Origin of the sequence: Roseibium alexandrii DFL-11, assembly GCF_000158095.2 — a bacterium.
Lineage (GTDB): Bacteria > Pseudomonadota > Alphaproteobacteria > Rhizobiales > Stappiaceae > Roseibium > Roseibium alexandrii.
In genome coordinates this window covers 119603-140486 of the sequence record NZ_CM011002.1, presented here as the reverse complement: position 1 = coordinate 140486, position 20884 = coordinate 119603, and the positions used below count along the sequence as shown (strand labels likewise).

Here is a 20884-nt window from a genome sequence, read left to right as displayed (position 1 = left end):
CCTGGAACAGCGCGGTATCTCTTCAAGACTTGGACGGTGTCGATGCCCGGCGGTCCTTGGTCCGGTCGAGGCCAAGCCGGTGCTCCCGGTAGATCACAAAGATCCCGGCGGCCATGACGATCACCGCTCCCACAATCACCTCAAGGACCGGGACCTCGGCAAAGACGACCCAGCCAACCAGGATCGCCCAGAGCATGTTCACATAATCAAACGGCGCGATGGTCGACGCATCCGCATAGCGATAGCTCTGGGTCAAAAGGATCTGCCCCACACCGCCGAACAGGCCAATCATCACCAGTAGAGCCGCTGTCTCCATATCCGGGATGATCCAGGCTTGGTCCGGCCAGATCCAACCGGCTGGAATGGTCAGAAGCGAGATCACGGTCGCGGACAGGGAAAACCAGGTGACAATGGTCGAGGTGCGCTCGGTGACGCACAGCCTCCGGACCGTGATCATGGCAAGGGCCGCAAAAGCAGCGCCCATAAATCCGACGACGGCTCCAAAGGTGGCGGAGTTGTCGAAATCCCCCTCCCCCAGATGCGGTGACAAAACAACGAGGATGCCGGCAAAACCAACTGCAACCGCACTCCACCGATAGATCCGGACAGTTTCGCCCAGCATAAAAAAGGCCAGAACAACAACGATCAGGGGGGTTGCAAAGTTGATGGCCGTTGCATCGGGCAGCGGCAGCAGATCATAGGCGGTGAACATGCACACCATGGCCGTCAAACCGATGCATGCGCGTAGAAGATGCCCCTTGGGGTTCTGCGTCTGGAACGCAAGGCCAAGCTCCCCGCGCACCCCCACCATCATCAGAACTGGAAAGACACCGAAAAAATTCCGCGCGAATACGAGCTCGCCGATTGGCACACGTTCCGCGGCGATCTTGAGCACCGTCACCATGGCAAAGAACACAATGGTCGAGGCCAGTTTGAGCCCAATTCCGATGAGCGGAGCCTGCCGTGTCATTCCCGTTGGCGCTGGGGCGCGGGACAGCTGGGTTGCGGATTTTTTTGACGCCATAAATCGGATCCAGACACTGGCATAGACCCAGCGCATTCCACGCCACGGACCAGTTGAAAAAGAATAACAGAACTGTGAAGGCAAAAGCGCCGCAAACAGATCCCAATTAGTCTGCCGAGCACCCAGGACAAGATTTGTGCAAATCGCTTCAGAAGTGAGAGACCAGTATCTACCCCGGCCTCAATTTTTGCAATCTCGCGCGTGGCCTTGGCAGATTAAACAGGGCTTGCCGATAAAATCGGCGTGTATGAGCAACGTTTCCTCTTCAAAAGCAACTGAAAACCCGGCACATACCTGCCCCTGCCGTTACGTGCTCCTATACTTATAAAAAATACCCGATTCGAAAGGCGCCGCCCTATGTTCCGATCGTTTTTTCTGAACCGTAAATGGTTCTTCTGGGCCTGGATCATCTCGGTGGTCATCCTCGGCGCCACCCAGTACCAGGTGAACCTGAACGTCGAGATCAACGAATGGTTCGGCAGTTTCTACGATCTTATTCAAAGAGCCTTGAGCGAGCCGGGTTCGGTCACCTTTAGCGAATACATGCGCGAATTGATGACGTTCCTGTACATCGCCGCGATTTTCGTGGTCGTTGCGGTGATACTGGACTTCATCACCAAGCACTTTGTGTTCCGTTGGCGTACAGCCATGAACGACTACTATATGGCCCATTGGCATGTGGTTCGTCACATTGAGGGTGCCTCCCAACGCGTTCAGGAAGATACCATGCGCTTTGCGCGAATCATGGAGAGCCTCGGCGTCTCATTCCTGCGCTCCGTCATGACACTCATCGCGTTTCTGCCGATCCTTTGGGAGCTCTCGGCCAACGTGACCGAATTGCCCTGGATTGGCCCGGTTGCTCATTCCCTTGTCTATGTCGCGATTATCTCCGCAGCGTCCGGCACGGTGTTGTTGGCTGTTGTCGGAGTGAAGCTGCCGGGTTTGGAGTTCAACAACCAGAAGGTCGAAGCGGCCTATCGGAAAGAACTCGTGTACGGCGAAGACGATGAAGAGCGCGCCGATCCACCGTCGGTCGATGAACTCTTTGGCCATGTCCGCAAGAACTATTTCCGGCTGTTCTTCCACTACCTATATTTTGACATCGCCAAATGGTCTTACCTACAGGCAACAGTTCTTGTGCCCTACATTGCGCTCGGACCGACAATCGTAACCGGAGCCATCACCTTGGGCGTGATGCAGCAGATCGTGCGCGCGTTCTCCCAGGTCGAAAACTCGTTCCAGTATCTAGTCAACGCCTGGACCACGATCGTCGAGCTGATCTCCGTCTACAAACGCCTCAGAGCCTTTGAAGGCCACATTTGGGAATACGAGCGCAACGGCAGCGTCCCACAGGAAATGCCGGCGGAGTAACAGTGGCCGGAGGTCATAGGGCAACTGGCAGACGGAGACCGAAAAGGCTTGTCTGCCAGATTACTCGTTTGATCCGTGGATCGCCCGGATAACAGCCTCGGTGACTTCCCGGGTGGTGGCTTTGCCCCCAACGTCGGGCGTCACAATGCCTGCGTCGCAGACGCGCTCAACCGCTGTCATCAGACGCTGGCTAGACGTTGCCTCCCCCAGATGGTCCAGCATCTGCGACGCGGTCCAGAAGGTTGCGACCGGGTTTGCAATCCCCTTGCCCGTGATATCGAAGGCCGATCCATGAATGGGTTCGAACATCGACGGGAAGCGGCGCTCAGGATCAATATTGGCTGTGGGAGCGACGCCCAGGCTTCCAGCCAAGGCACCTGCCAGGTCGGATAAAATGTCCGCATGGAGATTGGTCGCAACGATGGTGTCGAGGCTTTTTGGGTTCTTGACCATGCGCACGGTCATCGCATCGACCAGCATCTTGTCCCACGTCACATCCGGAAACTCTATCGCGACTTCGGCGGCGATCTCATCCCACATGACCATGCCATGCCGCTGCGCGTTGGATTTGGTCACCACGGTCAGCAGTTTACGCGGACGGGATTGTGCAAGCTGAAAGGCATACCGCATGATCCGCGTGACCCCGACACGGGTGAAGATGGCGACTTCCGTGCCAACTTCTTCCGGCAGTCCGCGGTGCGCCCGCCCGCCATTTCCCGAATACTCGCCCTCCGAGTTTTCGCGCACGATCACCCAGTCCAGGTCTCCGACACCAACGCCGCGCAGCGGGGACGTTACGCCGGGAATAATCTTCGTCGGCCGGACATTGGCGTATTGGTCAAACCCCTGACAGATCGGCAAGCGGAGCCCCCAAAGGGTAATATGATCCGGGACATCCGGTGCGCCGACGGCCCCGAAATAGATCGCATCAAAAGCTTTAAGCTGTTCGAGGCCATCAGACGGCATCATCTCGCCATGCTTCTTGTACCGCTCAGATCCCCAGTCGAAGAAGGTCAGTTTGAAATCCACATCACCTGCCCGCTGACCAAGCGCGGCCAACACTTCAGCACCCGCTTCGATCACTTCAGGCCCGATGCCGTCTGCCGGGATGGCTGCAATCTGGTAAGTGCGCATTTCAAATTCCTATTTTCGTGAAAAGGGCTGAGTGCCCACGCTCAAAGACCGCCGTTCTCTTCCCATAGTTCGCAACTCCATGTGGTTGCAGCAATAGCAATTTAATCATATAAAAAATTAATATAATCGAGATGCGATATGGAACTTCGTCAACTCAGGTGCTTCATCGCTGTAGCAGATACGCTGCATTTCGGCAGAGCTGCTCAAAAACTGAACATTCTTCCAGCTTCTTTGGGGCGGCACATCAAAATGCTGGAGGACAGTCTTGGCAGCCGTTTGCTTACCCGGACAACCCGCAGCGTTGTCCTGACGCAATCTGGCAGTGAATTCTTGGCCGCCGCACGAGACATCGTGGAGAGAGTCGACAAATTGGAGGCGTCATTTCGCGAAAGCCAACGCGACAAGACATCGGTCCTGCGCATTGGAGCCATTGATAGCGCCGCGGTTGGTCTGATCCCGCAGATAATCCCTCATTTCCGGGAGGCGTATCCCGGTGTTGATATCCAGCTCCTGGAGCAAAAAACAATACGGCTCTTGCCGCGTTTGCTGACCGGGCGTCTCGATGTTGCAATCGTCCGCCCACCTGAAATCGTTGATCAGCGGCTGATGTTGAAGTCCCTGTTCCATGAGACAGCTGTCGTCGCGGTTCCAAGCAGCCATCCGCTGGCTGCAAAGAAAAAAATCTCGGTTGAGGACATGGCGGACGAACCCCTCATCGTTCCGGACAAGGGATCGCGGCCCCACAGTCACGATCTGACAATAAAGCTGTTTCTGGAAGCTGGTTTAAGCGCACGCGTTGCGCAAATTGCCGAAGAAAAACAAACCATCGTCAATCTGGTCAGCACAGGGGTCGGCATAGCCATTGTCCCGCGTTGGATTTCCCGGCTCGCAGTCGGCGGCGTGAAATTTGTCTCCCTGGATTTGCCGTCCGGATCGGCCAGAACCAGGCTTGCGCTTTCCGTTGCCTTGGTCAGAGACACGAGAGATACGGCCCGGGATGCATTTCTTGAGATATTGCACCAACAGACGGAGCAGCTGGCCCTCTCTGCGTGACAGTTATTATTCATAAAATTTATATAATCTCTGCGAACTGTGTCGACTGAAGCGATCTGATTAGGCTGCTCTTTCGGTGAGAGCCATGTCTCTACCCCGCGAAGGAGGCTGCGGGGCGAGACAACAGGCCTTGCCCAAGACCCGGAGGAACACATGAAATTCAATCTGATTACCGGCGCCGTTGTGATCGCCGCCATGACCGCACTCCCTGCTGCTGCCGACAACCACAGCGTGGACAAAACCGGCTGGCCGGAGAGCTTTACAGTTGGAACCGGCTCACAAGGCGGAACTTACTTTGGATACGGAACTGGCTGGGCAAACATCGCTGGCGAGGAACTCGGCGTTTCCGGCGGCGCAGAAGTCACGGGCGGCCCGATGCAGAACATGGCGCTCGTGCATTCCGGCGATCTGCCGTTTGGCATGACAACGATGGGACCCGCTGCAGAATCCATTGCCGGCTCCAACCCGATTGCGCCGGGCCTGAAGATGGACAAAGCCTGCGCCATGTTCCCGATGTATCAGACGCCTTTCTCCATTACGGCATAGAGCTCATCCGGTATTACGTCTGTTGCCGACATTCCTGAAGGTGCACGAATTGGCTTTGGACCGGCAGGCTCGACGTCTGACACCTATTTCCCACGCATGATGGAAGAGCTGGGCGTGAAGTTTGAAAGGCGCAACGGGGGCTGGTCCGACCTTGGCATTCAATTGCAGGATGGTCTGCTCGATGTGATCGCATTTGCAGCCGGCGTTCCAGTTCCAGCGGTGAGCCAGCTTGAGGTACAGACCGACATCAATATCATAGAATTCACGGAAGAAGAGCAGGCCAAAATCACCGAAGCATTCCCGGTGGCAGATTTTGACATTGCAGACGACACCTACACCACTCTGGAAAGCCCGGCACGCTCCGTTTCCATGTGGAACTTTGCGATTGCAAACTGTGACCTTCCCGAGACATTCGTCCATGGCGTAGTAAAAGCCGTTATGTCCGATAACGGTCGTATGGTCCAAACTCACAAGGCCGCCCGCTCGACACTGCCGGAGTTCTGGGACCGCAACACGGTGATGAAATGGCACCCGGGTGCAGCCCGCTGGTTCCAAGAAAACGCCAGCGCGGACATTCCTGCCGACATGATCTACAGCAACTGATTGCTTTTAAGGGTCGTGCGGACAAATGATCCGCGCGACCAATATCTCTTGTCATCCAACAGCCCGACTTTCAGCTTTGTCCGGCCTTAGAGCTGCAACATCAACCTCGTCGATCTGATCCGGCTTCATGAACCTGGATGCGTAGTCGGCCCAGACGCGCGAAGTTAGAAACAGGTCGTAAAGTTCGGCATCGATGTGCCCGTCCTTGACCATGAAGCCCATGATCTTGAGCGCTACCGACACGGTCTTGCCCTTCTTGTAGGGCCGGTCGGCGGCGGTTAGAGCTTCGAAGATATCGGCTATCGCCATCATCCGTGCGAATGAACTCATCTCGCTGCCCTTTAAGCGTTTCGGGTAGCCCGTTCCATCCATCTTTTCATGGTGCCCCCCTGCAAGTTCAGGCACCTGGCGCAGGTAAGATGGGAACGGCAGCCGCGACAGCATGATGATTGTCTGCACGATATGATCGTTGATCTTGTAGCGTTCCTCAGCGGTCAAGGTGCCACGCGCAATTGAGAGATTGTAGAGCTCCCCACGATCATAAAGGTGCTCCGGTTGGTCCAGCTTGAAGCCCCAGGGATTGTCTGCGGCGAAGAGATCCTCTGGCCGGCGCTTAAGAACGTGCTCTGGCCGATCTGCAAGCAGCGGCTCGCGGACCGGCAAGTCCGGCTCAGGAGTTTGCTGCTTGCGATACAGTTCCTCGTGGCTGATCCCGACCCTGTCTGAGAGCGTTCGGGTCCAGGTCCGCTTCGCGATTTCCTGGAGCCGGTCAAGCCGGTCGGGTGACATAAACTCGCCGCCCTCATTGCATTCGGCCACAAAGGCAAAGTCCACATCAAGCGCTGCCAGCTGCTCGTCGCGCTGTTCAACCAAGTCTTTCAGGTCATCACCGTTGGCAACACCTTTCCAATAGGTGATTTCCGCATCGCGTTTCAGAACCTCAAAACGCATCCGGATTTCATGAATGCGATCATACAGCGTCTCCAGTTTTGTCGCCTTGTCGACCACATACTCCGGTGTGGTTACCTTGCCACAATCATGCAACCACGCGGCCACATGGATGGCTTCCCGGTCGTCATCTGTCAGCTTCAAATCAGCGAAAGGCCCGTGGTCTGCGGCATTGGCGGCCTCAGCCAGCATTTTAGTGAGTTCGGGCACACGCGCGCAGTGCCCCCCAGTATAGGGACTTTTGGCATCAATCGCGTCGGCGATCATGCGGATAAAGGCCTCAAACAGAGCCTTTTGCGACGCGATCAACTGGCGGGTTTCGAGCGCGATGGCAGCTGACCGAGACAACGCGTCGACAAAACGGATCAACGAGGTATTGGCTTTTGCTTCCTGCACCAGGGTCATGATGCCGATCATCGCGTTGTTACGGTTAAACAGCGGAACAACCATGGCATTGCGCTCCGGATTCTTCCCTGCACCTGGATCACCGCCACAAACAGCCAGCGCTTCGCCGTCAATAATGGTCGCTCGAATGTCATCCCGATCAATGGCCTCGCGCAGGACATGTGGGAGATTATTCAAGGGATGGCGGCGTAATGTGTCGACTGGCACCCCCATGGCCGCAACCGGTTCAAGGGCAGTGTCGTCCGCACTGATCAGGTAGACTGCCCCCTGCTCTGATCCGACAATGTTTCCCATTCCCTCCAGCAGGGTCTGCAACAGCCGCTCAAAATCGGTTTCTTCAGAAATAGACCGGTTGATTTCCAGAAACTGCCGAATGGTCGATTTCATGTCGCCCATTGACCTGGAAAGGTCCTCAATCTCGATGATGAAGCTTTGAACGTCGACAGGATCAGAAAAATCGAATTGCTGTATCTTCTCCGCTTCCAAAGAGAGCGCCTGTACCGGCCTGGAGACCAGCCGGGCCACCAGCATCGTAATTGGAATGGAGACAAGCAGAATGATCCCGATTGCAATCCCGCCCTGCTGAAGGAGTTGACGTGCCTGGACAAGAAGTTCTGCCTCGGGAACCGCAATGGCCAGATAATATGGAGTCGATCCGCGAACTTTAAGCGGGGACACTTGCACCCGCCACGGCTCGCCATCGAAGGCAAGGCGGTCATTTAGTGTTTTGTCATCGACACCGGTCAGCCCCGCCTCAACGGCTGCTCTGGCCACCTGCGGTAAGACCGTTCCATCCAGATGATCTATCGAGAGGCGGCCAAGACCAGGCGCCCCTCCGGTCGCCGATGGTGGCAAAACTTCCACGACCTTCCTCTTGTCTGGATGTGCGATCATGCCGAGATCACTCCCAAAAAGTGCAAGCTCGGTATGTTCGGTGATCCGCTCTTTCCGCAAGGATGCTGCCAGCGTGTCCAATGAAATATCAGCGCCAACCGTGGCGCCGCTGCCCAAAGCCCGAAGGGCGATGGTTTGCCCGAGCTCTTGTGAGGTGAAAAAAATATAGGGCCGCGTCTTGATCTGGTCAGCAGATGCCTTGGCTTGCTCGAACCAGGGCCGGGACCGCGGATCGTAACCTGCAAAGCTCGCCTGCTCCCGTTCGCCGAGAATATTCATCGCGATATCAAGGAAGATATAACGGCTCCGCACCCCGCCATTGGGGGAGCGTTCGATCGATTGGACGACAAAAAAAGCCTCCGGCGGCGCACTGTAACGCCCCCGCACCTCATCACTGCTGGTTGGCACGAGCATGATGAAGTCCCCGTCATCGTAACCGATATAAACAGAGGAGAGCGCGGCAGACTGATCAAGAAACCCGGCAAGAAAAGCCATATGCGGAAGGCGTTCGGAAAGCGTTTCTGTGCGCGTGATGTCGTGAAGCGCGATAATCTCCACCGCCAGTTCCGCTGGAGCATAAAGACGCTCGAGTCCAGTAACCGCTTCGGTACTTGTTAGACTGAATAGATTTCGCGACGCCTCGGTTATCACATCGTTCATTCTGGAATAGGTTAACCAGCCGATCACAGATCCGACGGTTAGAACAAGGATCAGAAATACAACGCTCAGATGAAATTGCAGTGTCTGACGCACACGAGAAAGAATATTCATGATCATCTAACCTAGAGTTAGAAATGAATTACAACTCCCCAATATCGCGGACATCTTAAAATTGCGTAGCACCGACCGGAAACCTGAGAATGGAGCAACCCCAAAACATTACAGATAATAAAAAAAGCGCCGAAAATAATCCGGCGCAATTCCATTTTAAATTATAAAGTCGTGTCTATTTCGCAGCCTGGATTGCATCCCAAACCCGGTGCGGGGTTGCGGGCATATCAAGGAGTTCGGTGACACCCGCGCCGTCTTTCAGAGCGTTCTGGATCGCATTCATGACAGCCGCGCAGCCGCCGATCGTGCCGGCTTCTCCGGCACCCTTGATCCCCATCGCATTGGTCGTCGACGGCACATTGCGGGTCTGGAAGTCGAAATTCGGCACATCCGCCGCCCGCAGGAGTCTGTAATCGAGGAGTGAGGCCGTCAGAAGCTGACCATCCTCGTCAAAAACCGTGTGCTCGCACAAGGCCTGACTGATGGCAGACGCCGCCCCGCCGTGCACCTGACCGGCCAAGAGCAGCGGATTCACGGTGACGCCAAAATCATCGACAATCACGTAGTTCTGGATGTCGACATCGCCGGTGTCCGGATCAACTTCCAGCTCGCAGATGTGGGTGCCGTTCGGATAGGTCGCCTCTGTTTGCTTGACCTCTTCGCGCGCTTGCAAAGGCTCACCGGCCCCGGCAGCGATTTCTGCGAGGGTCACTTGCTGGTCGGTACCGACAACGCGGACCATGCCGCTGTCGAGTTCAAGATCGTCAATGCCCGCTTCCAGCTTGTCGGCCGCCAGTTCCTTGACCTTCTTGACCAATGCAACGCTGGCTTCCTTGACCGATGGCAGACCGAGCGGGATGGAGCGAGACCCGCCGGTCCCGCCGCCTTTGCGCACCCGGTCCGTGTCGCCTTGAATGACCTCGATATCCTCAATGTTGACGCCGAACTGCTCCGCAACGACCTGGCTGTAGGCTGTCGCATGGCCCTGACCGTTGGTCTGGGTTCCTATCAGAAGTGTCAGATTGCCGCTCGCCCCGATCTCAACGGTCGCCTCTTCCCCACCTGGAAAAGCACAGGCCTCAATGTAAGAGCAAATGCCGAAGCCGCGATACTTGCCGGCAGCCTGACTTGCCTGCTGGCGCGCCTTGAAACCGGCCCAATCAGCAGTCTCCAAGGCCTTTTCCAGGTGCCCCTGATAATCTCCGGTGTCGTACATCCGGCCGGTTTGGGTGGTGTAGGGCAGTTGTTCCTTCTTGATGAAGTTGAGCTTGCGGAACTCAATCGGACCAAGGCCAGTTTCCTCACCCGCTTTGTCGATCAGCCGTTCAATCAAGTAGGCAGCTTCCGGACGCCCGGCGCCCCGGAACGCGTCGGTCGGGACCGTGTGACTGTAGACGCCTTCCACCTTCGCAAACACGGCTGGAATGTCATAAAGGCCGGATGTCATGGTGGTGCCGACCCAGGGAATAAACGGGCCGAACTGGTGCAGATAGGCGCCCATTGCCGCCTTCACATGCACCTTCATTCCAAGGATTTTGTTGTCTGCATCCAGAGCCAACTCGGCATGGGAGAGATTGTCCCGGCCATGGGCGTCGGTGACAAAATGATCCATCCGTTCACCGGCCCAGCGCACTGGCACGCCCAGCGCCTGCGCAGCCAGCATGGCGAGCGGGTATTCACGGTAACAGAAGATTTTGGTGCCAAAACCACCGCCGACTTCCGGCGTTACAACCTGAACATAGTCCGCTTCAAGGCCGAGAATCTGGCAAAGGACGTCCCGCATCCCGTGCCCGCCCTGAGTACCGAGGGTAAGCTTGAAACGGTCACTGGCACTGTCAAATTCAGCCACACAGCCGCGCAGTTCCATGTAGTTGGCAACGATCCGGTTATTGACGAGATCAATTGAGACTGTATTGGCCGCGTTGGCAAAAGCCGCATCAGTTTTATCAGCATCGCCGTGCCCGAAAGTGAAGGCAACATTGGTGCCGAACTCCGGCCAAACCTTCACCGCATCCGGTGCAAGCGCCTCCTCCATCTCGACCACGACATCCAGAGGGTCGTAGTCGACCTCGAGCATCTCAGCAGCGTCGCGCGCGCCTTGCAACGTGTCAGCTACAACAAAGGCAATCGCGTCGCCGACATAGCGAACCGTATCGGAGCACAGCAGCGGCTGGGTCGGCAGATTGAAATTGCTGCCGTCGATCTGCTTCAAGATGGCCCGTGTCGGCATGGACTTTCCGGCGACATCCGCACCAGTCAGCACCATACGGACGCCATCAATCGCCCGAACCTCATCTGCATTTGCGATGGAGATCTTTGCGTGGGCCATCGCCGAGCGCAGCACAAAAGAATGCAGGCATCCTTCCGGCTGGTAATCGCCGGTATAGATCCCCTCTCCCGTGATGAGCGGCAAATCTTCTTTGCGGCGCAACGGCGCGCCAACACCGAATTTCGGAGTAGCCATTTGGTTCATGGAAGAGACCTTCAGTTGACTTAAGTCTTTGCCGATTGTCTACAGCGCCTGGGACGCGCCGGCGGCAGGTTGACCACAATATAGTCCGGCGCAATTAAACTGACCAGTGCACTTTTTTGCAAGCCCTGGCAGCGAAGCTCTTCCCTTCTGCCCGAATTCCAGTAGGTTTGTTCGCACACTCTCTTTTTGACCGCCTTCCTTTTTCCCCGGCCAATCTGCCCAAGCGGCAAGCCGTTTTCCAAGGCGGTTTCAGGAACTTAAATGGACGCGACACCAAAGAAACCAACTGCGGAACCGGTTGAAGACTTGCCGCCATCATCAAATCGCTTCATCAAGTTTTTTGCAGATCGAACCAGTCAGCTGCCGCCGAACACGATCGGTGCCTTGTGGATTCTGCTGGCCGCCTTCCTGTTTTCCATCATGGTGACGCTGATCAAGTTTCTTGGTCAGGATCTTTCCGTGTTTCAGATCCTTGTTGTCCGCCAGGCGTTGATGCTGCTGATCGTTGCGCCCAAGGTCCTGCCTGGACTGCCTGGTTCGCTCGCCACAAAACGGCCGGGGCTCCAGCTGACCCGGATTGTTTTTGCGACCTCCGCCATGCTGCTGGGCTTCACCGCCATCATTGAAATGCCGCTTGCAGATGCGACGGCGATCAGCTTTTCCAAGACGTTTTTCATCACCATCTTCGCCATCTGGTTCCTGGGTGAGCAAGTCGGCAAACACCGCTGGGGCGCGACCATCGTTGGCTTTTTGGGTGTGCTTTTGATGCTTCGGCCAAGCGGCGAGGGGCTCGTGGACCCCTTTGCCCTGATGGCGCTTGGCAGTGCGGCTTGTGCCGGTATGGTGATGATCGTCATCCGCATCCTGACCCGGACAGACCCGCCAAATACGATCCTCACCTATCAGGCGATGGGCGTTGGCCTCATCATGATCATACCTGCATGGATGACCTGGCAAGCGCCGACACTTGAACAATGGGCTTTACTGGCAGCCGTTGGTTTCTTTTCCTGGGCCGGGCAGATGGCCAACATCAAGGCTTTTCAGGCCGGTGAAGCCACGGCCATCGCATCGCTCGACTACACCCGTCTGCTCTATGCCACCTTGTTCGGGGCCTTGATCTTCAGCCAGTGGCCCGGGGTTGAAACGCTGATCGGCGCCAGCGTGGTCATCGCGGCCTCGATCTACACCGTTCGCCGCGAAGCAATCCGGGGCCGCCAGCTTGCTCGCGCTTCGGACGGACGCGGGTATTCAAACTAAAAACGCGCCCGAATTGGGCGCGTTACAGGTTTGATTTCCGATAACCGAAGGGCTTAAGCGGCGGCAGCGGCGCGTTTGGCGGCCTCTTCTTCCACGAGTTCCTTTTTCGACAGTTTGCCAACCATGGTTTTTGGCAACTCGTCGCGGAACTCGATTTCCCGCGGCAATTCAATGGCCGACAGGTGATCCTTCAGGAAGGCCTTCAGGTCACCGGCGGTCAGGGAATGACCGTCCTTGAGCTTGACGAACGCTTTCGGCGACTGGCCACGGTATTCATCGGGGATCGCGATCACGATGGTCTCGTCGACCGCGTCGTTCTGATAGATCGCTTCCTCAATGACACGCGGATAGACATTGTAGCCGGAACACAGGATCAGATCCTTGATCCGGTCGACAAGATAAATGAAGCCGTCTTCATCCTGGTAGCCGACGTCCCCGGTGTGCAGGTACCCATCTTCCGTGATGGTTTCTGCCGTGGCGTCGTCGCGCTTCCAGTAACCCTTCATCACCTGCTGGCCGTGGATCAGGAGTTCACCCTTCTCGCCTTGCGCAACTTCGGTCCTGCGATCCTCAATATCGACAAACCGCACCTTCGTACCCGGGACCGGACGTCCGATGGATCCCGCGCGGCGGTTCTCGTCCAGCGGATTGACCGCGGCAACCGGAGACGACTCTGTGAGGCCATAACCTTCTACCAGAATACAGCCAGTCAGTTTTTCGAAGTTTTCTTTAACTTCAACAGGTAGCGGCGCACCGCCGGAGATGCACAAGTTGATGCTGGAAAGGTCGTATTTCTTGGTCTCGTGCGAGTTGTTGATCGCTGTGTAGATGGTTGGCACCCCTGGGAACAGGGTGACTTTCTTCCGAACGATCGATTCCAAAAGCATCTTCAACTCAAAGCGCGGCTGCAACACCATTTCTGCCCCGAGAATGACAGAGAGATTTTGCCCCACCGTCATCGCAAACACATGGAAGAACGGCAGCACGCAGAGCATCTTTTCCTCGCCCGGTTGGGCCTTTTCGAAGATATCGCGCATCTGTTCGATATTGGCGCACAGGTTCTTGTGCGTCAGCATTGCACCTTTCGGCACACCGGTTGTCCCACCGGTGTATTGCAGAACGGCGATTGTTTCTTCCGGATCGATCTCAACCGGCTTCGGTTTGCTGCCTTTGGTCTGCAGGTCTTCAAAGCGGACATGCGCCTCGTCCTGCGGGATCGCGGCAAGTTCCTTGCGCTTGAACAAGCTGAACAGCGTCTTCTTGATGGTCGGCAGACAGACCGTCATCGGACAGACGATGATCTTGTCGAGAACACGTTCTTTCCGGACGTTCTCGACTTTGTCGTAGATCACCTTCAGATCCATGGTCACCATAATGCGCACATCCGCATCACGGGCCTGGAAAGCGATTTCGCGTTCGACATAAAGCGGATTGAAGTTGGCAACAGTGCCGCCGATCTTCAGGATTGCGAAGTAGAAGATCGTGTAAAATGGGGTATTGGGCAGGCACAACCCGACATTCACGCCTAGACCTACGCCCATGGCTTGCAATCCGGCTGCGGTGCGGTCGACCAGATCGCCCATCTCGCGATAGGTCCAGACCTTGCCCATGAAGTCGGCCGCCGGCCGGTCTCCAAAGCGTTCCGCTGAATTGTCGAGGTATTCGTGAATTGGACGGACCTTAAATGCCGCGTTCCACTCCTCCGCACTCGTCATGACGTTCTCCAACGTGTTTTCTCCGGCTCCTTTTTCATGCGAGCCGGTTGATCGATTCAGCCCCCCTACAGCTGAATCCTCCTCCCTGATCGGCAATGCATAGCGCGATGCCGACGCCGGTGTTCGCTACTGACATGACCCAAGCTTCCGTTGACGTCAACCAGCGACGTAACGACACCTCATCAACTTTTTGCACTTTTGGGTACAAAAATACCAGAATTCGACAAATTATAAAATCTTAGGTTGTTTATTGAGCCGACAACCGTTTCGAAACGTGGGCGACATTTACCGGCTTGGCCAGCGCCAGCGGGGCGGTTCCGCATCGGCTACTTGCGTCTCTCCTAGCTCCTTGTGGAGATGATGGTGCAGGCACCCCCGCTCTCCGGCAAGAGCATTCACCAAAGGTTCCGCATGCGAGACAACCAGCACCTGGGTTTTTTCCGCCGCTTTCGAAATCAAGCGCGCGAGCGGTTCCAAGAGTGAGGGATGCAAGCTGGTTTCCGGCTCGTTCAAAACGATCAATGGCGCCGGGCGCGGAGACAAGAGCGCAGCCGTCAAAAGCAGATACCGCAACGTGCCGTCAGAAAGCTCAGCCGCTCGAAGAGATCTCAGAAGCCCTTTTTGGCGCATTAGCAACTCAAAATAGCCCTCGTTGACGGTGATTTCGATCTCGGCTCCGGGAAAGGCATCGTCAATTGCATCAGCTAAAACGACTTCATCGCCAATCTCCAGAATGGTTTGAAGGGCGGCAGCAAGATCTGCGCCGTCGGCAGAAAGTGCTGGCGTGCGGGTCCCGATTTTCGGAAACCTGGCCGGTGCCTCCCGGTCGGTGCGCAGATGATCATAGAACCGCCATGCGCGCATCCGTTCCCTGAGCACCAGGAGCTCCAGGCCGTCTTTTGGATCGGCGGCATGGGTCATCATGCTGTCAAACCGCGCCAGGTTTTGGACCACCGGCAGTCGTTGCCCTTGTTGGTTCAAGACCCGGACCGACGGCCCGTTGCGCCCGGCAATCTCGTTCGACCGTGACAACGCCTCTCCCGCCCAAAGGGCTTCGCACTTGATCTCAGGATCCATTGAGAAATAAGAGCGGCCGGCATCAGCAGGCAGTCCAAGGTCGATCGCGTAGCCGTAATCTTCGTCCGCAAACCCCAGTTTCAGCGCAACAGTGCCCTTTCGAACCGTGCCTTGCACCGGCACCTCACCGCGCTTCATGGCGCGCGACACGGTTTCCGGGCCAGCCCAAAGGGTTGAATTCAAGCCCCCCTCAGAGGCGAGCGATGCAATCGCCCGTCCCTGCGCCACTTCAGCCAAGAGCCGGATCGAGCGGTATAGGCTGGATTTGCCGCTGCCGTTGGCACCCGTGATCAAGGTGATCCGGTCGAGCGGCAAAATGAGATCCCGTAAAGAGCGGTAACCGGAGACCGCGAAAGTTAAAAGCATGCCGGGTTCCTGGGCGGTGTCGAATTCATTTTGGACTTTGCAAAAACTCGAACTAAGCTGCTAGATCAGCGGGCGTTAAATCGGGATCGATTTCACACCTAAAGCTGATCGGTCTTACAGTGGTCGAGCATCATTGGGCGTTTTCACCAAAACGCCCAATGCTTTAATCGGGGCAGCCTTTTGCCTGAATGCAGAAATTGAAAGGTCATGTTTAATCCCAAAGAGGCGGCGGATGATAGCCGCGCTTTGAACATTGTCATTTTGTTTTTCGTTGCCGTTGCGGTGATCTTCTCGATAGGTCTCCACTTCGACAGCGCCCTCAAATACTGGCTACTCAGCAAATTCGGTGAAACTGCGACCGGGACCGTTGTGCAGATCAGCAAGCCCTCGACCGATCCGAATGAGATGCGGGACCTCGCCCGAAAGAGCCCGCGCAACTATTTGAAAAATCGCCAGACTTGGGTGACGGGAGACAGCTTGCTGATTGAATTTCAGCCGGGAAGCGGAGCGTTTGAATACGTCTCTTTCAAACGGCCGCCCGGCAGCACAGTCGGCCAGGCAGGCAAAGCAATCGACATCATCTACTTGCCGCTCAATCCGCGGATCGCTCACCCGCGCGTTCATCTTGCCGACTTTGCCTTAGACGCCAAGATCATGATGGGCTCCCTGATCGCCGCGATGATTACCTTTTGGCTGCTGGTCGAAGCCTTTGTGTCTTGGATCAGGTTCCGGAAAACCATGCGCCACTACTGACGAGCGAAACCACTACGACCCCTGATCAACCAGTTCAAATTTGTTGACATCGAACATACCGAAATCAGTGATCTTGAGATGCGGAATAACCGGCAGCGGCAGAAACGCCACTTGAAGAAACGGTTCTGCCAGTGTGCATCCAAGCGACTTTGCGGCATGTCGAAGGTCTTCCAAATCATGACGCACCGTTTCGAACGGCTCCAGGCTCATGAGACCAGCTAGCGGCAGAGCCAGCTCGGCTTTCACGCCGTCCTGGCCGGCAACCGCAAACCCGCCCTTCATTGCAATCACCCTGTTGACTGCGTAGGCCATCGCCGCTTCATCGGCGCCGACAACACAGATGTTGTGACTGTCATGGCCAACCGATGAAGCAATAGCTCCTTGTGTCATTCCGAAGCCGTGGACGAACCCAAGGCCAATATTGCCGGTGCCTTTGTGCCGTTCAACAACTGCGACCTTCAGAACGTCTTGTTCAAAATCCACAAGGGTCTTTCCGCCATTTGCCGGTAGAGTGCGTTTCAGATGTTCCGTAATGATTTTGCCGGGGATGACACCAATCACATCGGCTTCGCTGTTGCGGGCTGGAATGTTGAACGATGCCGCACTGACCTCATCCGCCTTGACACTATCAAGCCCGACAGGCGCGACAATGCTGCGGGTCGCGAAGGCGGCATCATCGGCGACAACACCGCCACAGATCGCGGTTTCAACACGGCAGTCTTCGAAATCGCTCAAAAGTGCGATGTCGGCGCGTTTTCCGGGAGCCAATACGCCTCTGTCTTTCAGGCCAAAGGCATTCGCCGCGGACCAGCTTGCAGCGCGATAGACGTCGAGCGGCCGGATCCCCTTGGCAATCAACCGCCGGATCATGCTGTCCAGATGCCCCTCCTCGGCAATATCCAGCGGATTGCGATCATCGGTGCAGAGCGCAACAAAAGCAGAGGTATCGGACGTCAGAATGGGCGCCAACGCATCGAGGTCCTTGCAAACCGACCCCTCACGCATCAGCACAGCCATGCCCTTGGAGAGCTTTTCCAGCGCTTCTTCAGCTGACGTTGCCTCATGATCTGTTCGGATGCCAGCTGCCAGATAGCCATTGAGCGGTTTGCCACCAAGCAAAGGCGCATGACCGTCAATATGTCCATCCTGGAAAGCTGCGAGCTTGGCAAGCACCTTCGGATCACGCGCCAGAACACCTGGAAAATTCATGAACTCCGCAAGACCAATGACGCTGGAGTGATCTTTAAACGGCAGAAGATCCTCTATCTCCAGACAGGCGCCGGCTGTCTCGAACGCGGTCGCCGGAACGCAGGACGACAGGTTTACCTTCAAATCCATGACGGTCTGCAACGAACTGTCCAAAAAGTAGCGAATGCCCTCCACACCCAGTACGTTGGCAATCTCATGCGGATCGCAGATAGCTGTTGTGACCCCGTGTGGCAGGACACAACGATCGAATTCAAAGGGAGTTACCAGCGAAGACTCGACATGGAGATGCGTGTCGATGAACCCGGGCACCGCTGTGAGGCCAGTTCCATCGATGGTGTTTTCCGCCCTATAGGTGTCATGCGTCCCAACGATGCGATCGCCGACAATGGCAATATCCGTCGTCACAGTGGACCCATCGACGACGCTGAACATCTGGACGTTCTTTATGACCAGATCCGCTGCAATCTCCCCCGCACCCGCGGCTATGGCCTTGTCCAAAAAGCTCTCGTCGTGGCGGTGCGGCATGGTTCGGATCTCCTGTTCTTGTTCTAGAAGCGGACCTTAGCGTTCAGCGGCCCGGATCAGAAAGCCCCCATCGGTATTTTCCACGTGGCAGATTTCTGCCTGCAGTTTCTCATCCCCTGTTGGAGGGTAATCGAGCCCCAACCTCTATCCAAATCGAGCGCATTATTCCGAATTTGATCTTCAACAGTATTTTTGATTAACTAAATCAAATTTAATAATTATCGAAAACTCAATCACCTACCGCAGGACAGCAACGAAACGCTGCGGCGCAGCACGGAAATCGAATTGACAGTTTCCCGAATGACGAGAATAATTTTTCCAAAATAAATAATTATGGTCTCGCAGTGAAAGCGGACCCGGAATGACCGAGGGAGGAGGCCAATGGATGAAATCCGGAAAAGCGGCCGCGGCTCGAATTCTGTCCAGCTGAGACGCTATAACGAGCGGATCGTCTTACAGATATTGCGGCGCGCGGGAGAAGCCTCGAAGGCCGAACTCGCCCGGGCTGTGCAACTGACGAACGCGGCCATTGGCGCGATCATCCAGACCCTCATCGAAGAGGGCCTGATCGTGGAAGCTGGCAAACGCCATGATGGCAGCCGCGGTCAGCCCGCAACAATCCTGAAACTCGCACCGCGGGGCGCATTTTCCTTTGGCGTTCGTTTGGACCGAACCAGCCTGGAAACGGTACTGATGGATTTTTCCGGTCAGATCATCAACCGACGGACGCATGAGATGATCCTGCCGGAGCCCGCGAAAGCGCTTACGATCCTGACTGATGACCTGGAACAGTTGCGGGAAAATCTGAGCGAAGGAGAACAAGACCGCATCACCGGCATCGGGCTCGCTCAACCCTTTAATCTCGGCGCATGGCTCCATGAACTCGGCTTGCCGGAGGCACATTTCAAGGACTGGGAAAAATACGATCTCGCGAGCGCCCTTGAAGAAGAAACCGGTCTTCCGGTCTTCAGTGAAAACGACGGCACGGCGGCAGCTGTCGCTGAGCTTTTTTATGGTGTTGGGCGTCAGAACGACAACTTTCTCTATCTGTTCCTGGGACCCGCAATTGGCGGCGGTTTGGTGATGAACGGTGATGTCGTTCGCGGTGTTTCCGGCAATTCTGGTGACGTTGCGATGATCCCGGTCCCGCCGAGCAAATTGCCCACCGCCAACGCCCCACGTCAGGAATGGGACTTGCTCCTGGCAAGAGCTAGCCTGGTTGCCCTCGCCCGGCATATGTCACCGGACAACTTTTCTGAACTGAGCCGCACCGATCTGCGGCAGGCCATCGAGGAAGCGGACGACAAGGCGCGCGAATGGACAGAAGACTGTGTCAGCGCACTCGCCGTAGCGCTCCGCTCAGCCTTCGCGATCCTGGACATGCCTCTGGTCGTTTTGGACAGCGACCTTGGGAATGATTTCAACACCAGCTTTGCAGAAGCGATGGCGTCAGCTGTTGCAGATGCAGCACCGGAGAGCAGGACCTCGCCTCAGATGGCAACCGGCAGCTTCGGACAGGATGCCGGTGCCGTCGGCGCGGCCAGCCTGCCACAATTTTTCAACTTCTCGCCCCGGACAGCGATCCTTACCGGAGGCAGGTCGCTTGGACCTGCCGGATCTGGCCGGAGCGAAGACCGTGCCGGTTTTCCGGCGCGGGCAGCACGGTTGGGGTCACATCTGGCCACACCCAACCGTCTTTAGAAACAGGCCAGGGAGGAAATATACAATGATCCGCAAACTACTCGCGACTGGTTCCGTTCTTGCCGCAATGGCAGCGACACCGGCCATGGCGGCTGACCTGTCCGCCTGCCTGATCACCAAAACGGACACCAACCCGTTTTTCGTCAAGATGAAAGAAGGCGCGACGGCAAAAGCCGAAGAACTTGGCATTGAACTGAAGTCTTTCGCTGGCAAGGTCGATGGCGACCATGAGACACAGGTCGCAGCGATTGAAACCTGTATCGCAGATGGCGCCAAGGGCATTCTGCTGACGGCATCCGACACATCTTCAATCGTACCGGCAGTCAAACAAGCGCGCGACAATGGGCTTCTGGTTATCGCACTCGACACACCGCTCAGCCCGATCGACGCAGCCGATGCCACATTTGCAACTGACAACTTCCTGGCCGGGGAACTGATCGGCAAATGGGCAGCCGGTTCGCTTGGTGATGAGGCCGCAAATGCCAAAATCGCAATGCTCGACCTCGGCATTAGCCAGCCGACCGTCGGCGTCTTGCGCGACCAAGGCTTCCTGCAGGGCTTTGGCATCGATCTTGGCGACCCGAACAAGTGGGGCGATGAGACTGATCCGCGGATCGTCGGCAATGATGTGACGGCAGGCAACGAGGAAGGTGGCCGCCGCGCCATGGAGAACCTGCTTGCCAAGGACCCAATGATCAACGTTGTTTACACGATCAACGAGCCAGCTGCAGCCGGCGCCTATGAGGCTCTCAAGTCGATTGGCCGGGAAAACGACGTTCTGATCGTCTCTGTCGACGGCGGTTGCCCAGGCGTCCAAAACGTCAAGGACGGCGTCATTGGCGCGACCTCCCAGCAATATCCGCTTCTCATGGCGTCTCTTGGAATCGAAGCCATCAAGGAATGGGCAGACAACGGCAACAAGCCGGAGCCGACCCCGGGCAAGGAGTTCTTTGACACCGGTGTAGCGCTCGTCACAGACAAGCCTGTAGATGGCGTCGAGTCCATAGATACCACCGAAGGCACCAACCTTTGCTGGGGCTAATCCTGCAAGGATAAGAC

13 protein-coding genes and 1 pseudogene are annotated in these 20884 nt (G+C 56.3%); 7 read left to right on the top strand and 7 right to left on the bottom strand.

The features are described from left to right. Window positions 1-22: 22 nt before the first annotated feature. On the bottom strand, window positions 23-1024 hold the full coding sequence (locus tag SADFL11_RS00620; protein WP_228198239.1) for a DMT family transporter: 1002 nt from the start codon (window positions 1022-1024) through the stop codon (window positions 23-25). Window positions 1025-1381: 357 nt separating this feature from the next. Here SADFL11_RS00620 and SADFL11_RS00615 point away from each other — a divergent pair, with 357 nt between their 5' ends. Then, window positions 1382-2395 (top strand): putative transporter, encoded by a 1014-nt coding sequence (locus SADFL11_RS00615; RefSeq protein WP_008196586.1) that lies wholly within the window; start codon window positions 1382-1384, stop codon window positions 2393-2395. Between the two features lie 60 nt (window positions 2396-2455). On the opposite strand, the gene SADFL11_RS00610 is transcribed toward SADFL11_RS00615, so the two are convergent. Continuing rightward, on the bottom strand, window positions 2456-3529 hold the full coding sequence (locus SADFL11_RS00610; RefSeq protein WP_008193225.1) for a tartrate dehydrogenase: 1074 nt from the start codon (window positions 3527-3529) through the stop codon (window positions 2456-2458). A gap of 138 nt (window positions 3530-3667) precedes the next feature. Here SADFL11_RS00610 and SADFL11_RS00605 point away from each other — a divergent pair, with 138 nt between their 5' ends. Both SADFL11_RS00605 and SADFL11_RS25505 read left to right on the top strand, forming a co-directional pair. After that, on the top strand, window positions 3668-4582 hold the full coding sequence (locus tag SADFL11_RS00605; RefSeq protein ID WP_040450829.1) for a LysR family transcriptional regulator: 915 nt from the start codon (window positions 3668-3670) through the stop codon (window positions 4580-4582). A gap of 153 nt (window positions 4583-4735) precedes the next feature. Further along, window positions 4736-5731: pseudogene (locus SADFL11_RS25505) on the top strand (TAXI family TRAP transporter solute-binding subunit). Between the two features lie 51 nt (window positions 5732-5782). Here the strand turns inward: SADFL11_RS25505 and SADFL11_RS00595 are convergent. After that, window positions 5783-8749 (bottom strand): HD domain-containing phosphohydrolase, encoded by a 2967-nt coding sequence (locus tag SADFL11_RS00595; RefSeq protein ID WP_167578935.1) that lies wholly within the window; start codon window positions 8747-8749, stop codon window positions 5783-5785. A 175-nt stretch (window positions 8750-8924) separates the two neighbouring features. After that, window positions 8925-11222, bottom strand: a complete 2298-nt coding sequence (locus SADFL11_RS00590) for a xanthine dehydrogenase family protein molybdopterin-binding subunit (RefSeq protein WP_040450830.1) — start codon at window positions 11220-11222, stop codon at window positions 8925-8927. 261 nt (window positions 11223-11483) lie between these two features. Here SADFL11_RS00590 and SADFL11_RS00585 point away from each other — a divergent pair, with 261 nt between their 5' ends. Continuing rightward, the gene (locus SADFL11_RS00585) at window positions 11484-12479 is read left to right on the top strand and encodes a DMT family transporter (protein ID WP_008192141.1); all 996 of its coding nucleotides are present in this window, start codon (window positions 11484-11486) and stop codon (window positions 12477-12479) included. Window positions 12480-12532: 53 nt separating this feature from the next. Here the strand turns inward: SADFL11_RS00585 and SADFL11_RS00580 are convergent, their stop codons facing one another. Both SADFL11_RS00580 and SADFL11_RS00575 read right to left on the bottom strand, forming a co-directional pair. Beyond that, complete coding sequence (locus tag SADFL11_RS00580; protein ID WP_040450831.1) at window positions 12533-14194, bottom strand: long-chain-fatty-acid--CoA ligase; 1662 nt, start codon at window positions 14192-14194, stop codon at window positions 12533-12535. 285 nt (window positions 14195-14479) lie between these two features. Continuing rightward, window positions 14480-15637: an AAA family ATPase gene (locus tag SADFL11_RS00575; protein ID WP_008193126.1), complete on the bottom strand. Its 1158-nt coding sequence runs from the start codon at window positions 15635-15637 to the stop codon at window positions 14480-14482. Between the two features lie 207 nt (window positions 15638-15844). On the opposite strand from SADFL11_RS00575, the gene SADFL11_RS00570 reads away from it, so the two are divergent. Further along, window positions 15845-16390, top strand: coding sequence for a hypothetical protein (locus SADFL11_RS00570; protein ID WP_008193648.1), 546 nt, complete (start codon window positions 15845-15847; stop codon window positions 16388-16390). 12 nt (window positions 16391-16402) lie between these two features. Here SADFL11_RS00570 and ade read toward each other — a convergent pair whose 3' ends face one another. Beyond that, window positions 16403-18124: an adenine deaminase gene (ade, locus tag SADFL11_RS00565; protein ID WP_008193843.1), complete on the bottom strand. Its 1722-nt coding sequence runs from the start codon at window positions 18122-18124 to the stop codon at window positions 16403-16405. A 381-nt stretch (window positions 18125-18505) separates the two neighbouring features. On the opposite strand from ade, the gene SADFL11_RS00560 reads away from it, so the two are divergent. Both SADFL11_RS00560 and SADFL11_RS00555 read left to right on the top strand, forming a co-directional pair. After that, window positions 18506-19825 (top strand): ROK family transcriptional regulator, encoded by a 1320-nt coding sequence (locus SADFL11_RS00560; RefSeq protein ID WP_008195040.1) that lies wholly within the window; start codon window positions 18506-18508, stop codon window positions 19823-19825. Between the two features lie 25 nt (window positions 19826-19850). Beyond that, window positions 19851-20867 (top strand): sugar ABC transporter substrate-binding protein, encoded by a 1017-nt coding sequence (locus tag SADFL11_RS00555; protein ID WP_008193365.1) that lies wholly within the window; start codon window positions 19851-19853, stop codon window positions 20865-20867. The last annotated feature ends 17 nt before the right edge of the window (window positions 20868-20884 follow it).

Bases quoted from the DNA above. Each gene is read 5' to 3' on its own strand.
- SADFL11_RS00590 (WP_040450830.1), bottom strand. From the start codon at position 11,222: ATGAACCAAATGGCTACTCCGAAATTCGGTGTTGGCGCGCCGTTGCGC.
- SADFL11_RS00555 (WP_008193365.1), top strand. From the start codon at position 19,851: ATGATCCGCAAACTACTCGCGACTGGTTCCGTTCTTGCCGCAATGGCA.
- SADFL11_RS00560 (WP_008195040.1), top strand. From the start codon at position 18,506: ATGGATGAAATCCGGAAAAGCGGCCGCGGCTCGAATTCTGTCCAGCTG.
- SADFL11_RS00575 (WP_008193126.1), bottom strand. From the start codon at position 15,637: ATGCTTTTAACTTTCGCGGTCTCCGGTTACCGCTCTTTACGGGATCTC.
- SADFL11_RS00585 (WP_008192141.1), top strand. From the start codon at position 11,484: ATGGACGCGACACCAAAGAAACCAACTGCGGAACCGGTTGAAGACTTG.
- SADFL11_RS00615 (WP_008196586.1), top strand. From the start codon at position 1,382: ATGTTCCGATCGTTTTTTCTGAACCGTAAATGGTTCTTCTGGGCCTGG.
- SADFL11_RS00580 (WP_040450831.1), bottom strand. From the start codon at position 14,194: ATGACGAGTGCGGAGGAGTGGAACGCGGCATTTAAGGTCCGTCCAATT.
- SADFL11_RS00570 (WP_008193648.1), top strand. From the start codon at position 15,845: ATGTTTAATCCCAAAGAGGCGGCGGATGATAGCCGCGCTTTGAACATT.
- SADFL11_RS00595 (WP_167578935.1), bottom strand. From the start codon at position 8,749: ATGAATATTCTTTCTCGTGTGCGTCAGACACTGCAATTTCATCTGAGC.
- SADFL11_RS00610 (WP_008193225.1), bottom strand. From the start codon at position 3,529: ATGCGCACTTACCAGATTGCAGCCATCCCGGCAGACGGCATCGGGCCT.
- SADFL11_RS00620 (WP_228198239.1), bottom strand. From the start codon at position 1,024: ATGGCGTCAAAAAAATCCGCAACCCAGCTGTCCCGCGCCCCAGCGCCA.
- SADFL11_RS00605 (WP_040450829.1), top strand. From the start codon at position 3,668: ATGGAACTTCGTCAACTCAGGTGCTTCATCGCTGTAGCAGATACGCTG.
- ade (WP_008193843.1), bottom strand. From the start codon at position 18,124: ATGCCGCACCGCCACGACGAGAGCTTTTTGGACAAGGCCATAGCCGCG.